Source organism: Rheinheimera soli (assembly GCF_031457405.1).
In the GTDB taxonomy this organism is placed as follows: domain Bacteria; phylum Pseudomonadota; class Gammaproteobacteria; order Enterobacterales; family Alteromonadaceae; genus Pararheinheimera; species Pararheinheimera soli_A.
The window spans coordinates 228,823-242,556 of sequence record NZ_JAVDWR010000003.1 but is presented as its reverse complement, the minus strand read 5'-3'; the positions used below and the strand labels follow the sequence as shown (position 1 = coordinate 242,556).

Genomic DNA, 13,734 nt, shown 5'->3' with positions numbered 1-13,734 from the left:
CTGTAGCTTTGATCCAGATTAACTGAATGATAAATAAAAAGGAAATATGCATGAACCGCCGCAACCAGCAGCTTGTTGACCAGGAAGTTCAGTTCGACGCCGGACAGGAGTTAGTTTCTACTACAGACACACGTGGCGTAATCACTTATGCCAACCCGGCTTTTTGTCAGGTAGCAGGCTACACAGAAGATGAACTGTTAGGTAAAAATCATAATCTGGTGCGCCACCCGGATATGCCGGCCGCTGCTTTTGCCGATCTGTGGACTCACTTAAAACAAGGACAATCCTGGCGTGGCATGGTGAAAAACCGCTGCAAAGACGGCCGTTATTATTGGGTTGATGCTTTTGTCACCCCTATTTATCAACAACAGCAACTGGTGGGCTACCAGTCTGTGCGGGTCAAAGCCAGTTCCGACCTGATCCAAAAAGCCGATCAATGTTACAGAGCAATCAACTCAGGCAAGTCTGTCAGCCAGTGGAGCGGTAACAGCAATTTACGCCGCCTTATTGCGCTTTGCAGCAGTTTTATTTTGATAACAGCAGGCGCATTGTTATGGTCACATGCTTTATGGCTGGCCTTGTTGATCCCGGCACTATTCTTTGTGCTGATGTATGACGAATTAGTGGATATTCCAGCTCAGTTAAACAAAATGCGTCAGGACTTCGACTCTGTATCCCGTTATGTCTACAGCGGAAAAACTGCGTTTTCGGTGGCCGATTTCAGAAACCAAATGCAACAAGCCCGTTTACGTACTGTATTAGGCCGCACTAAAGACAGCACCAATAAACTCACCAGTATCGCCGATACACTGGAAGAAGCAGTGCATTTAACCGAACGTGGCATTCACCAGCAAAGCCAGGAGCTGGTCTCTATTGCAACAGCGACTCAGCAATTAAGCAGTACAGTGCTGGATATAGCTGAACGCACAGGTGAAACCAATCAGAAAGTGGGCGAAGCTCAACAAATTTGCCAACAAGCTGAACAAGTGATGCAACTAACAGCCAACACAGTAAAAAAACTGGCGGTTGAGGTACAAGGCGCAGCCAGCACTGCAGATAACTTAGCGGTGGAAGCTGAACGCATTGGTGCTGTGATGACAGAAATTCAGGGCATTGCCAATCAAACCAACTTACTGGCGTTAAACGCTGCTATTGAAGCAGCTCGGGCTGGTGAACATGGCCGTGGTTTTGCTGTGGTTGCCGATGAAGTAAGGGCCTTATCATCCCGCACTCATAAAGCCACAGAGCAGATCCAACGTTCTATTGGTGAGATTCAGCAAACTTTATTGAGCTGGGGTAAAACCATGACCCAAAGCCGCGAGCAAGTGGAAGAGTGTGTGACTCAAACCAGCCACAGCACAGAACAGTTGTCGCAAATTGTCGCTATGGTCAACACCATCGATCATTTATCGTCACAAATTGCGACTGCTGCGACTCAGCAAGGCCAGGTTGCCAGCGAAGTAGCCAGCAATGTGCAAAATATTCAGCATATTGCCGATGAGAACTTAACCAACATGCAACTGGTGGCCGACAATAATAAACGTCTGCACCAGCAAGCTGCTGAGATTGCCAATTTAAGTAAAACGTTCAGCCATTAATCGGCCACTAACAGGCCGTGCAAAAAAAGCCCGCAGCTGCGGGCTTTTATATTTTTCACAGAGGTTAATGTGGGTGGGACGAACCTATCACAAATTTCCCTTCAGCGGCATCCACTGTCACTACTGAGTTCGGCTTAATCTGGCCTTTCAGTAAAGTCTGGGCCAGTGGGTTTTCAATATAGTGCTGAATAGCCCGTTTTAATGGCCGGGCACCAAAGACTGCATCAAAACCTGCTGCTGCCAGCAGATCCAAAGCAGCATCTGTCACCGACAAAGCAAAACCTTTATCCTGCAAACGCAAACGTAAACGCTGCAACTGAATAGACGCAATATGGCGGATATGAGCACTGTCCAGCGGGTGAAATACCACAGTCTCATCCAGTCGGTTTAAAAACTCAGGCCTGAACTGTTTACTCAACACTTCCATCAGCATATCTTTCATTTGCTGATAATCCTGATGCTGGTAATGCTCCTGAATAAGGTCTGATCCTAAGTTCGAGGTCATAATGATCACAGTGTTTTTAAAGTCGACTGTACGGCCCTGCCCGTCTGTTAAACGGCCATCGTCCAGCACTTGCAGCAAAATATTAAACACATCTGGATGTGCTTTTTCCACTTCATCCAATAACACCACAGAATAAGGTTTACGCCGCACTGCTTCAGTTAAATAGCCACCCTCTTCATAGCCGACATAGCCAGGAGGAGCACCGACTAAACGTGATACAGTGTGTTTTTCCATAAACTCCGACATATCAATGCGAATTAACGCATCTTCGGTATCAAACAGAAACTGCGCCAGGGCTTTGGTCAGTTCAGTTTTACCTACCCCAGTAGGGCCTAAAAACAGGAAGGAACCTATAGGCTTATTCGGATCAGCCAAACCTGCACGGGAACGGCGGATGGAGTTGGACACGGCTTCCAGGGCTTCAGCCTGGCCTACCACCCGTTTTTGCAGGTCCTGCTCCATACGCAGCAGTTTATCGCGCTCTCCTTCCAGCATTTTGCTGACAGGAATACCAGTGGCTTTGGATAACACATCAGCAATTTCCTGCTCAGTCACTTTGTTCCTGAGCAGCGTCATTTCATGCATTTCCACTTGTGAGGCTAAATCCAGTCGTTTTTCCAAGGCAGGAATACGTTCGTATTTCAGCTGCGACATCCGGTTTAAATCACCGGCACGGCGCGCGACTTCCATATCCAGCCTGGCTTGTTCTAAGTCCGCTTTGATATTCTGAGTACCTTGCAAGGCGGCTTTTTCTGAAGACCAGACTTCATCAAGCTCGTTGTATTTCAAATCCAGCTCACGAATTTGTTCCTGGATCATGTCACGACGTTTTTTCGTCGCTTCGTCTGTTTCTTTTGCCAGCGCATTGTCTTCCAGCTTCAGCTGAATAATACGACGCTCTAATCTGTCCAGCTCTTCGGGCTTGGAGTCCATTTGCATCCGGATACTGGATGCTGCTTCGTCAATTAAATCAATGGCTTTATCAGGCAGTTGCCTGTCGCTGACATAACGATGCGATAAAGTGGCAGCAGCTACTATGGCCGGATCGGTAATTTCTACCGCATGGTGCAGCTCATAACGCTCTTTTAAGCCCCGCAAAATAGCAATAGTGTCTTCGACTGAAGGCTCATCCACTAATACTTTCTGGAAACGCCGCTCCAAAGCTGCATCTTTTTCAATGTACTTGCGGTATTCATCCAAAGTGGTGGCGCCTAAGCAATGCAGTTCCCCCCGAGCCAGGGCAGGTTTAAGCATATTGCCGGCATCCATAGCACCGTCGGCTTTGCCTGCACCGACCATGGTATGAATTTCGTCAATAAACAGAATAACCCGGCCTTCTTCTTTAGAAAGCTCGTTCAGTACTGCTTTTAAACGCTCTTCAAATTCACCACGATACTTAGCACCCGCCAATAAAGAGCCCATGTCCAAAGACAAGACACGTTTATCTTTTAAGCCTTCAGGCACTTCTTTATTGATAATACGCAGCGCTAAACCTTCGACTATGGCGGTTTTACCCACACCAGGTTCACCAATCAGCACAGGGTTATTTTTAGTGCGGCGCTGCAATACCTGAATACAACGGCGGATTTCTTCATCACGGCCTATCACTGGATCTAACTTGCCGGCTTCAGCCCGTGCCGTTAAATCGACAGTGTACTTAGTGAGTGCCTGGCGACTTTCTTCGGCATTGGGATCATCAACATTCTGGCCGCCACGAATTTGTTCTATGGCTTTTTCAACTACGGCTTTGTCTACACCTAAGAGTCGTAATAAATGGCCTAACTCAGATTTGTCTTCACAGGCGGCTAAAACAAATAACTCGCTGGAAATATACTGATCTTTACGTTTTTGCGCGTATTTGTCGCATAAATTCAGCAAATTAATAGTGGCGGCTGACAGCTGCACATTGGCATCTGCACCTTCCACTTTAGGCACGCGCTCTAAGGCCTGGGATAATTTGGAGCGCAGTTCGTTGGTATTGACACCAATTTTACTGAACAGATCTTTGGTGGAGCCACCTTCCTGATTCAGCAAGGCAAATAGCAAATGAATGGGTTCAATAAACTGATGATCACGGCCTAACGCCATAGACTGAGCTTCGGCTATTGCCAATTGGAATTTACTGGTAAATCTGTCAAGTCTCATAACTTCTCCGCATACATCAAACTGCTGTTGGCATTAAGATGGGGCAGAGCCGGTTAATTATCAAGCGATAAACGTCAAAAATTTGACTTAGATCAGTCCAGCCAGATACAGGACGCCATCCGGCCCGTTTGACCATCCCGACGGTAGGAGTAAAAACGTTCTTTGTCGCTGTAGGTGCAAAAGCCGCCACCATAAACGCCTGACACACCTGAAGCATTTAAACGTAAAGCAGCCAGCTGATATAAATCAGCCAGCCATTTATCGGTTTTATCTGGCACAGCAATAAAAGCTGCGGCGGCTTTGGCATCTTTTTGAATAAAAGCCAAACGCACTTCGTTCCCCACTTCAAACGCCGTGGGGCCTATTGCCGGGCCTAACCAGGCCATCACTGTCCTGGGGTCGGCAAACTGTGCCAGGGTTTGTTCCAGCACACCATCCACTAAACCCCGCCAGCCGGCATGAGCGGCGGCCACCTGAGTACCAGCCGCATCACAAAACAATACAGGCAGGCAATCCGCAGTGAGAACCACTGACACCACACCTTTGATTTTGGTTGTACTGGCATCGGCAGCAAAAGGACCCACTGAAAAATCAGTCTGTTCCAGCACCACACAATCTGTGCCATGCACCTGATTGAGCCAACATGGCTCTGCCGGCATCTTTGCCCCTTGCCTGAACAGCTGACGGTTCAGCAGCACAGCTTCATGCATGTCGTTGACATGACTGCCTAAGTTCAGGCCATCGTAAGGGGGCAAAGAAACCCCACCTGCTCTGGTGCTGACAGCAGTTTGTACATGTGAAGGTGCAGGCCAGTCAGCGTGGAACATCAGGCAAAGTCCAGACCGTGAATATCAGTATCTACACGTAAGGCCATTGTCAACTCGACCATATCGTCAGGGATTGGCGCATGCCATTCCATAATTTCACTGGTGATAGGGTGAGCTAAACGCAACATAGCTGCATGTAAAGCCTGGCGTTTAAAGCCACGCAATACAGTTAATAAGGCTTCATCGGCTTTACGTGGTGGACGTGGACGGCCTGCATACACTGGGTCTCCGACCAACGGATAGTTGATATAGGTCATATGCACACGAATTTGATGAGTACGGCCTGATTCCAGACGTAAACGCAAACGAGTGTGAGCACGGAATTTTTCCATGACACGATAGTGAGTGACTGCCGGACGACCTGAGCTGGTCACTGCCATATGAGTACGTTTGGTTGGGTGGCGGCCAATAGGCTCATCCACTGTACCACCCGCTGTCATAGTGCCGTGGCAAATCGCTTCGTATTCACGGGTAATTTCCCGCTCCTGCATAGCTTCGACTAAATGAGTCTGAGCAGGAATAGTTTTAGCTATCACCATTAAACCTGTGGTGTCTTTATCAAGACGATGCACTATGCCAGCACGTGGCACTTCAGCTATCGAAGGACAGTGATGCAATAAGGCATTTAACAAAGTACCATCCGCGTTACCTGCCCCCGGGTGCACCACTAAACCCGCAGGTTTATTGATCACCATAATATGTTCGTCTTCGTAAACAATATTCAGGTCTATAGGTTCAGCTTCAAAACGCTCGTCATCCGGTAACTCGGCCTGGATCAATACAGACTCCCCACCCAGCAATTTTTCTCTGGGTGTGTTACACAGCTGACCATTGATTTGAACCCAATCGGCTAAAATCCATTCTTTTATTCTGGAACGCGAATAGTCTGGGAACATTTCGGCCAATACCTGATCTAAGCGTTTACCAAATAAATGGTCAGGTACAATTTCTGCAAGTTTTATCTGTTTTGTCATGTCGGAACCAGTTATCCTGTGTGCATACCCGAACAGTCTGGGTTAGAATCGGGCCTTAAAAGGTTATTTTAACGGTTTTACTCCAGACTAAATAGCCAATAGGTTTAAGTAGTAGCGGATTTTTAAATGAAAGTGAATTTTTTAGCCATAATCGCCCTAGCTTTAACACTAACCGCCTGTGCGGGGAACAAAAAAGCTGAAGAAGAACTGGTCAATACGAACCAGTCTGCTCAGCAAATGTATGAAGAAGCCAAAAATGTGCTGGATTCTGGCCTGTATAACAGAGCTATAGAATTACTCAGAATGATGGAAAGCCGTTATCCATTTGGTCCTTTGTCCCGTCAGGTGCAATTGGATCTGATATACGCTTATTACCAAAGCGGTAATACCACGCAATCTTTAGCCAGCATAGACCGTTTTATCCGTCTGAATCCAAACCATCCGGACTTAGACTATGCCTACTACATGCGTGGTTTGAGTAACGTAAAAGTTGATGAAAATGCTTTTCAGGAATTTGTTGGTATAGACCGTGCGGACCGTGATATGTCCAGCACCAAACAGGGTTTTGAAGACTTCAAAATACTGGTCAGCACTTACCCGAACAGCAAATACGCCAACGATGCCAGAAAACGTATGTTTGCCATTAAAGAAAGACTGGTGCGTTACGAATTGCTGGTTGCTGATTATTACACCCGCCGTGGCGCTCATTTAGCGGCAGCCAACCGTTGTAAATACATTGTCGAGTACTACCGTGATTCGCCTCAGGTAGAGCAGGCGTTGCTGATTATGGTTGATAGTTACGACAAATTAGGTTTAGTGAAATTACGTGATGACGCCAAAGCTGTATTGTTACTGAATTTTCCTAACGCTCTGAACTAATATCCCCGTCGTACTATGACTTAGGGAATAAAGACAGAAATAAAAAAAACGGCTTTTATGCCGTTTTTTTTATTTCTGTCTGTGGGTAACTTTGCGGTTACAACGCATCCAAAGCTTCAGATAATTTACTGACCGCTACTACTGTCATTCCCGGAATTGCTTCTTTAGGTGCATTGGCCACTGGCACTATGGCGCGTTTGAAGCCATGTTTTGCCGCTTCTTTTAAACGCTCCTGACCACTGGGTACAGGACGGATTTCACCGGACAGGCCCACTTCACCAAAGACCACCAACTCATTTGGTAAGGCTTTATTTTTAAAACTCGACACCAGCGCCAATAAAGTGGCTAAGTCAGCGCTGGTTTCATTGACCTTAACACCGCCCACCACGTTGACGAATACATCCTGATCGGCCATTTGAATGCCCGCGTGCCGATGCAATACAGCCAGCAACATCGAAATACGGTTTTGTTCCATACCCAAAGTAACCCGGCGAGGATTATTTAATGGTGAATAGTCAACCAGACCCTGAATTTCGACCAACAAAGGTCGGGTACCTTCCCACAACACCATCACAATAGAGCCTGGCGTATCTTCTTTGCCACGGCTTAAAAAAATCGCTGACGGGTTTTTTACTTCCCGCATGCCCTGGCCAGTCATCGCAAAAACACCCAGCTCATTGACAGCACCAAAGCGGTTTTTATTGCCGCGCAGAGTACGGAATCTGTTGTCGGTATCGCCATCCAATAAAATAGAGCAGTCGATGCAATGCTCCAGCACCTTAGGGCCAGCCAGAGAGCCATCCTTAGTGACATGACCGACCATAATGACAGCTACATTATGTTGTTTAGCAAAACGGGTTAAGTAAGCTGCGCTTTCCCGCACCTGAGATACGCTGCCAGGGGCAGACTGAATATCAGACATTTGCATCACCTGAATCGAGTCGATGACCATAATGCGTGGTTTTTCCTGCTGCGCCAGCTGGCAAATAGTTTCAACGTTAGTTTCAGCCAGCATCATTAAATTCTGAGTCGGTAAACCTAATCTGTTGGCTCGCAAGGCCACTTGCTGCAAGGACTCTTCACCTGTGACATACAAAGCTTTGTCTGTCACAGCCAGTCCACACATGATTTGCAGCAGCAAGGTACTTTTACCAGCACCAGGACTACCACCAATCAATATCGCTGAACCCGGCACTATACCGCCACCCAACACCCGGTCAAATTCAGCGAAACCTGAGCTAAAACGGGGTACATCCTGCAAGTCGACCTGATCCAGCCGGATCACTTTAGCCGCAGTAGCTCCGGCATAACCGTCAAAACGCTGTTGTTTTGTTACACTGGGTAAACGTACTTCGCTGATACTATTCCAGGTGCCGCACTCTGTGCATTGGCCCTGCCAGCGCACAAAGTCTGCGCCACAGTCATTGCAGACGTACGCGCTCTTGGTTTTAGCCATTTTTTATCTCATTTAATTAAAAGGCACGATTATTGCTTTTACATCGTACTGGTTTTACTCTAACCCAAATTATTCATACAGGGCTTGCCACTGCCCTGTAAGTGTTTAAGCGAGCATGACAACAAACGACTTACAAGCTTATAGCAGCGTCCTGGAACGTCTGAAACCCCTTATCAACACCCAGTTGTTTGATGAGGAGTTTCGGCTATTGACCGGGGACTTAGCCAAATCGCAGCAATTTCTGATCAAAATGGAATTAAAGCGTCTGGCGCAGCCGTGCACCTATTATATCGATTTACGTGGCAGGGTCGACGGCGAAGTGCGTCCCTTTGAGCATAAAGGCCAAACCCATTATCTGGATGAAGTTGCAATCCAAACCTTTGAAAATGGTTTAAAGCAGTACGGCCAATACACTATTGGCATTTTTGAGGATGTCACCAATACCAATAACAACTTCAGAGTACGACATCAGCAGGAAACCAATAAAAGACTGCAGGACGTATTATCTGGGGAGACGTCGGACAAAACAGTCAACTTAGCAACACTGCCGTCGGATATGGACTCAACGGCCAATGACTATAAAGCCGCTCAACTGATCCGCTTTGCCGGCTATAGCGTTCGCCGTGAAGAGCGAATGAATTTTTCCATTGATATTGAAGTGGTGTTGCAGGATGAAGAACGTTTTCCCGCCAGCACCAGTGACCTGTCAGTATCTGGCTGTAAAATCAAAATCCCGCTGGCGATAGAAATGACAGCCGGGCAAAAAGTTGCCATATTTTTCCGCGGCTTAGAGCAGGAGTTTGCCCTTGGGATCAATAACGGCATCCCTTATCAGGTAATTGATGTAGAGCCAGCAGACAAAGGTTATTACGTGCGGTTAAAACGTTTGCCTTTGGCTGACGAAAAAGGGTTCTCGGAATTTCTGCAAAATTTTATTCACGGCAATAAAAGACGTTACAAAGTGAATCTGGATAACACCTACGAAGCGGTGTTTATTAAAGGTTATGAGCAATTTTATTTACCCCGTATCAGCTCTTTACCTGTGTTTCTGGCAGTCAACGACGGCAAAGCAACCCCATCCTGTGTTTTAACCACAGAAAATAACAGGCACCTGATGCATTATTTTCAGGATGAACGTCAACAGAATGTCTTGTCACAACTGCTGCACGTACGCAGGTTAAAACAATGTCTGGCCAAAGAGGCTAATGAAAACAGCACCGTACTTTATACTTTTACCCATGCGGCCAAAGGCAGATTGTTTTTTTATTCGGCCACAACAGAAGAATTGCTGCAACACCCTGAACTGAAAGCGGTGTTTTTTGGTTTTGGTGCAGCCAAACCCAGCTTCCGGGCATTCCGTATGTCGGTATTACGCACTGTGCCTGCTCATGCTCATATTCCGCTGTCCTTACCCACTACAGCCGATCAGGAAGTACAAAAGCTAAATCAGCCGCCTACACCTTTGATCGCAAATTTTATTCGTAACTTACGCTATATAGTGGCACTGACGGATATCAGCACGGCCCAAAGCAACAGCTTGTATAAAGCTATTACTTACGATGCGGCTTTGCTGAATCAGTTAAAAGTGTTTGGGCATGCCAAACTTGAGCAAATACCTCCTATTGAAAGCGCCTCGGTACAGTATGTGAATTTGCGTTCTGAAAGCCGGTTTTTATACAAAACCACTGTATTGCTGGAGCGCGACAAAGGTGGCGATATTCAGGCCTTTAGCCGTGACTTCTCCAGTAAAGGCATTCAGTTGGAATGTGCTGAACCTGTTGAATTTGCTAAAGGTGATACAGTGCAAATCAGTTTGCCTGAACTGCAAAAGATTACTACTAAACATCAGTTATCGGCTTTACCTTATGAAGTGATGGCGGTCAGTAAAAACAAACTGATTATGAATATGAGAGTGATAGATCCAACCAACGATCATCCAGGCAAAATATTTTTTCAGCAGTTGATTAATAACAACAGAAGCAAACTAACGATGGCTGAGGAAACACCTAAATTCCCTGGTCTTGGCCCTGCTTTACGTAATATGTATATCAAAGCTTTGGATACCTTTGCTTTTTATGTGCACCGTCAGGGCGTTCGTTACAATCTGGATGTAGTAGCACTGGGTGCTAAACCTAATGCTTTACATAAGTTACTGGCTCAGTTCAGTGATGGGCCTGACTCTATAACAATGTTGCCGCTGCTGAAAAACAATGCCACCAATTTGCAGTTTGCTAATCAGCTGAAAAAAATGAAGCGTCAGGAAATCCCCTTTAGCTATGAAGTCTTTTTGCGTTTTACGCCGGATCAGGACAACACAGAACATAGCTTTGAAACAAAGTTTGATTTTGATTTCCAGCTCCATAGCGCGAAAAAAGCTTTTGTGGATGACGTGGTGAATAAAGATTTACTCTTTGCTTTTAAGATTTTTTTATCGCGCACAGGCCGCCCTGATACAGAACATATTGCCAAAGAATTGGGCTATGTCAGTACTTATGCCATCCATAAAGCCAAAGTACTGGAAGAAGAACTCTGGAGTGTGGTGGGCGTGGGTGATGTAGTGGATATCACAGATGAAGTGCTGCTGCGTTTTAACTTAAGCAATGAACAAATAGCAGAGCAGCAGAAAAAACGGCTGACCCTGCTGGCCGGTATCAAACAACCTGTTTAGCTCTGTTTAAGCCACACAGCCAGTTCGGCAAAATGATCCGCACTGGCGCTGGGGTGAGTCAGCATCGAAATATGGTCATAGTCCTGCTGGTGACCATACCTTTTACCCAGCACAGTGTAACGCCCTGAGTTTAACCCTGTTTCTGCCAGAAAGGCCTGCACATCCTGCGGATGGCCTAACAGCTGATCCTTGATGGCAGCAAAATGCCAGCTCTGAGGCCAGCTTATATCTACGCAGGCTGAGGCATAATCAAAACCATCAGTTTGATCGACAAAAGCCCCACCGCGGATCCAGGGAATAGTATCCAGTAAATACTGAGCGGGTTCATTATCAGCACCAAAACGCCATTGTTTTGCCGGTAAATAGCCATAGAAATGACAAAGCAGCGGCGAAAGCCGATTCCAGACCAGATCAATATGCAAACGTTTTTTCAAGCCTCTGACGCTGATTACTCTTTTGCTGCCAAAAGTCACTATGGTTTTAACCTTAGGCAAAAGTTCAGGAAAACGTACTAAACTGGCCGCCAACACCACACCTGCCCAGGAATGCGCCATCACAATGACAGGCTGCTGATGTTGCTGGTACAGATGATTGACTAAAGCCGGAATATCCAGACAAATCAGTTGTTGCTGGCTGTGATTAAAACGCCTGCTGGCTTTAGGGCTGGATAAACCTCGACCCGCGAAATCAGCACAAGCGACCTCAAAACCCCGATCGGCCAGAAAACAGCCTAAACCACGGCCTTTTTCATTGTAAAAGATCCGGCTGTTTTCAATAGCGCCATGCAGCATCAGTATTGGATAAGCTGAATCTGCTTTATCCGGTGTCAACTGCCGCAAATGCAGCTGATAATCGGCGACATTAAGCCAGGTTGAGCTTTGCTGGTGTTGCATCAGCTTTCCAGTAAATACAGCAGTTGCAATAACGAGCCCTGACGTATCGCTGCTTTGGCCTGAGCCTGTACCTTAGGTTTGGCGTGAAAAGCCACACCAAGGCCAGCGACTGCCAGCATAGGCAAGTCGTTCGCGCCATCACCAATAGCCACAGTCTGACTGGCAGGGATCTGATACTGACGGGCAATCTGTTGCACTACATCAGCTTTGGTCTGAGCGTCAACTACAGCTCCCAACACCTGCCCCGTCAGCTTGCCATCGACAATCTCCAGTTGGTTGGCAAAAGTAGCTGTCAGTTTTAAGCGCTGCTTTAAGGCTTCGGTAAAATAAGTGAAGCCACCTGATGCAATCACCACCAGCCATTGATGCTGTTGTAAAAATGCGACTAAAGCTTCTAAACCCGGCATCAGTGGCACAGCATCCAGCACTTGTTTCAGCACTGTATCAGGGGCGTCTTTTAAGGTGGCTACACGCTGACGTAAGCTTTGCGCAAAATCCAACTCACCATTCATAGCGCGGGCAGTCACTGCTGCCACCTGCTCACCTACACCAGCCAGCTTGGCAATTTCATCAATGCATTCAATCTGAATAGCAGTGGAATCCATATCCATCACCAGAACACCTGGTTGCTGCAAAAACACCGGAGCAGGCAAATACACCAGTTCGACAGTCCAATCTTCACTTAACAGGCGTAAGGCCTGAATTTGTTCTGCATTTAAGGCTAAAGGAAAATCGATGCGTACTGCCAAGGCTAAATCTGCATGAGGACGATTCAAACTTAAAGAATAAGCTGCATCAGCAGGTAACAATTGCAGCACAGCAAAAAGCTGCTGCAACGTTATTGTGCCGGAAAAAATCCGCAGACTGGCGGTACTTTGCCCTGTCACTAATCCAGACCAGAATTCTGGTGCTCTGAGGTGATCTGCTGCTTTTTGTTCGCTTTGATAAAAGCCTGAAGCATGCATTAACACAGCGCTACCCGCAGTGCTGGCAGCTGCGCCTTGTGCAGTTAACCACTGAATTAAACTAATGTCGGCAAAGGAGTTTGGGTCAATCTTATAATAAAAGCTCAAAGGGCCACCTGTACTTCATTCTGTTGCCGTGGCATTCTACCGACATTTTTAAAGCATTGTCAGTGTAAAAATCAGGCGAATTGATGCAATTCAGCGGACACCACAGCGGTAAAAACTCAAAATACTTCCGGCTAGCCCAGCTATTGCTGGCACTGCTGGGTATTTGGGTGCTGTCGCAATGGTGGTGGAACAGTAACCAGCAAGGCGAACTTTTGTTCCAGCAACAAAGTACTGAACTGATGCGCTCAACTTTGGTGGCTTTATCTCATACTGCAGCTTATCTGATTGATAACGACCAACTGGAAAGCTTAAATCAACTGACCACTCATATTGCCGCCACGCCTTATTTGCAGGATGTGGTGGTTTATGACGCTAATGGCGTGAAATTATCGGCCTCAGAAGGCACAGCCGCAGCTCAGTTGTTGTATGCGCCTCAGCATGAACAAGCGCTGCTTGCTATGGTGCAGGAGATCACTCAGCAAGACAGGGTGATTGGCTATATCAAAATCAGTATGAAACTGGACGCCAGCTTATTGCCTGTAACTCAAGCCTGGCAACAGCTGATGCGACAAGTATTCTGGATGTTATTACTCTCAGGTGTAGTCGCCTTTATGTTACGCGGCAGTTGGAGCAAAATTGTGCATCAGTGGCAAAAATGGCGAAAAAGCAAACAGGCGGATGCGGCGAATTTGCTTTAGGCAAGATAAGGAGTATTG

The 13,734-nt window shown here is 46.7% G+C and carries 10 protein-coding genes; 4 read left to right on the top strand and 6 right to left on the bottom strand.

The annotated features are described in order from the left end of the window. The first annotated feature begins 50 nt into the window (after nt 1–50). Entirely contained in the window at nt 51–1,598 is a 1,548-nt protein-coding gene (locus J2W69_RS07560) for a methyl-accepting chemotaxis protein (RefSeq protein WP_310276187.1), read from the top strand. 64 nt (nt 1,599–1,662) lie between these two features. On the opposite strand, the gene clpB is transcribed toward J2W69_RS07560, so the two are convergent. The 3 genes from clpB to rluD all read right to left on the bottom strand — a co-directional run bounded on the left by clpB (nt 1,663) and on the right by rluD (nt 6,049). Next, entirely contained in the window at nt 1,663–4,248 is a 2,586-nt protein-coding gene (clpB, locus tag J2W69_RS07555; RefSeq protein WP_310276184.1) for an ATP-dependent chaperone ClpB, read from the bottom strand. 92 nt (nt 4,249–4,340) lie between these two features. Further along, nucleotides 4,341–5,075, bottom strand: coding sequence for a peptidoglycan editing factor PgeF (pgeF, locus tag J2W69_RS07550; protein ID WP_310276182.1), 735 nt, complete (start codon nt 5,073–5,075; stop codon nt 4,341–4,343). Further along, nucleotides 5,075–6,049, bottom strand: coding sequence for a 23S rRNA pseudouridine(1911/1915/1917) synthase RluD (rluD, locus tag J2W69_RS07545; protein ID WP_310276179.1), 975 nt, complete (start codon nt 6,047–6,049; stop codon nt 5,075–5,077). Before rluD ends, pgeF begins: the two co-directional genes overlap by 1 nt. Before the next feature lie 126 nt (nt 6,050–6,175). Here rluD and J2W69_RS07540 point away from each other — a divergent pair, with 126 nt between their 5' ends. Then, the gene (locus J2W69_RS07540) at nt 6,176–6,928 is read left to right on the top strand and encodes an outer membrane protein assembly factor BamD (RefSeq protein WP_008898066.1); all 753 of its coding nucleotides are present in this window, start codon (nt 6,176–6,178) and stop codon (nt 6,926–6,928) included. A 97-nt stretch (nt 6,929–7,025) separates the two neighbouring features. On the opposite strand, the gene radA is transcribed toward J2W69_RS07540, so the two are convergent. Beyond that, nucleotides 7,026–8,384 (bottom strand): DNA repair protein RadA, encoded by a 1,359-nt coding sequence (radA, locus tag J2W69_RS07535; protein ID WP_008898065.1) that lies wholly within the window; start codon nt 8,382–8,384, stop codon nt 7,026–7,028. Between the two features lie 115 nt (nt 8,385–8,499). Here radA and J2W69_RS07530 point away from each other — a divergent pair, with 115 nt between their 5' ends. After that, nucleotides 8,500–11,052, top strand: coding sequence for a PilZ domain-containing protein (locus tag J2W69_RS07530; protein WP_310276175.1), 2,553 nt, complete (start codon nt 8,500–8,502; stop codon nt 11,050–11,052). Here J2W69_RS07530 and J2W69_RS07525 read toward each other — a convergent pair. Together J2W69_RS07525 and serB are read right to left on the bottom strand one after the other, a co-directional pair. Continuing rightward, nucleotides 11,049–11,945: an alpha/beta fold hydrolase gene (locus tag J2W69_RS07525; protein WP_310276172.1), complete on the bottom strand. Its 897-nt coding sequence runs from the start codon at nt 11,943–11,945 to the stop codon at nt 11,049–11,051. The two genes, J2W69_RS07530 and J2W69_RS07525, sit on opposite strands and share 4 nt — an antisense overlap. Beyond that, nucleotides 11,945–13,018: a phosphoserine phosphatase SerB gene (gene serB, locus J2W69_RS07520; RefSeq protein ID WP_310276169.1), complete on the bottom strand. Its 1,074-nt coding sequence runs from the start codon at nt 13,016–13,018 to the stop codon at nt 11,945–11,947. Before serB ends, J2W69_RS07525 begins: the two co-directional genes overlap by 1 nt. Before the next feature lie 83 nt (nt 13,019–13,101). On the opposite strand from serB, the gene J2W69_RS07515 reads away from it, so the two are divergent. Continuing rightward, nucleotides 13,102–13,716: a hypothetical protein gene (locus J2W69_RS07515; RefSeq protein WP_310276166.1), complete on the top strand. Its 615-nt coding sequence runs from the start codon at nt 13,102–13,104 to the stop codon at nt 13,714–13,716. Nucleotides 13,717–13,734: the final 18 nt, after the last annotated feature.

Bases quoted from the DNA above. Each gene is read 5' to 3' on its own strand.
- J2W69_RS07560 (WP_310276187.1), top strand. From the start codon at position 51: ATGAACCGCCGCAACCAGCAGCTTGTTGACCAGGAAGTTCAGTTCGAC.
- radA (WP_008898065.1), bottom strand. From the start codon at position 8,384: ATGGCTAAAACCAAGAGCGCGTACGTCTGCAATGACTGTGGCGCAGAC.
- pgeF (WP_310276182.1), bottom strand. From the start codon at position 5,075: ATGTTCCACGCTGACTGGCCTGCACCTTCACATGTACAAACTGCTGTC.
- J2W69_RS07525 (WP_310276172.1), bottom strand. From the start codon at position 11,945: ATGCAACACCAGCAAAGCTCAACCTGGCTTAATGTCGCCGATTATCAG.
- rluD (WP_310276179.1), bottom strand. From the start codon at position 6,049: ATGACAAAACAGATAAAACTTGCAGAAATTGTACCTGACCATTTATTT.
- J2W69_RS07530 (WP_310276175.1), top strand. From the start codon at position 8,500: ATGACAACAAACGACTTACAAGCTTATAGCAGCGTCCTGGAACGTCTG.
- J2W69_RS07540 (WP_008898066.1), top strand. From the start codon at position 6,176: ATGAAAGTGAATTTTTTAGCCATAATCGCCCTAGCTTTAACACTAACC.
- J2W69_RS07515 (WP_310276166.1), top strand. From the start codon at position 13,102: ATGCAATTCAGCGGACACCACAGCGGTAAAAACTCAAAATACTTCCGG.
- clpB (WP_310276184.1), bottom strand. From the start codon at position 4,248: ATGAGACTTGACAGATTTACCAGTAAATTCCAATTGGCAATAGCCGAA.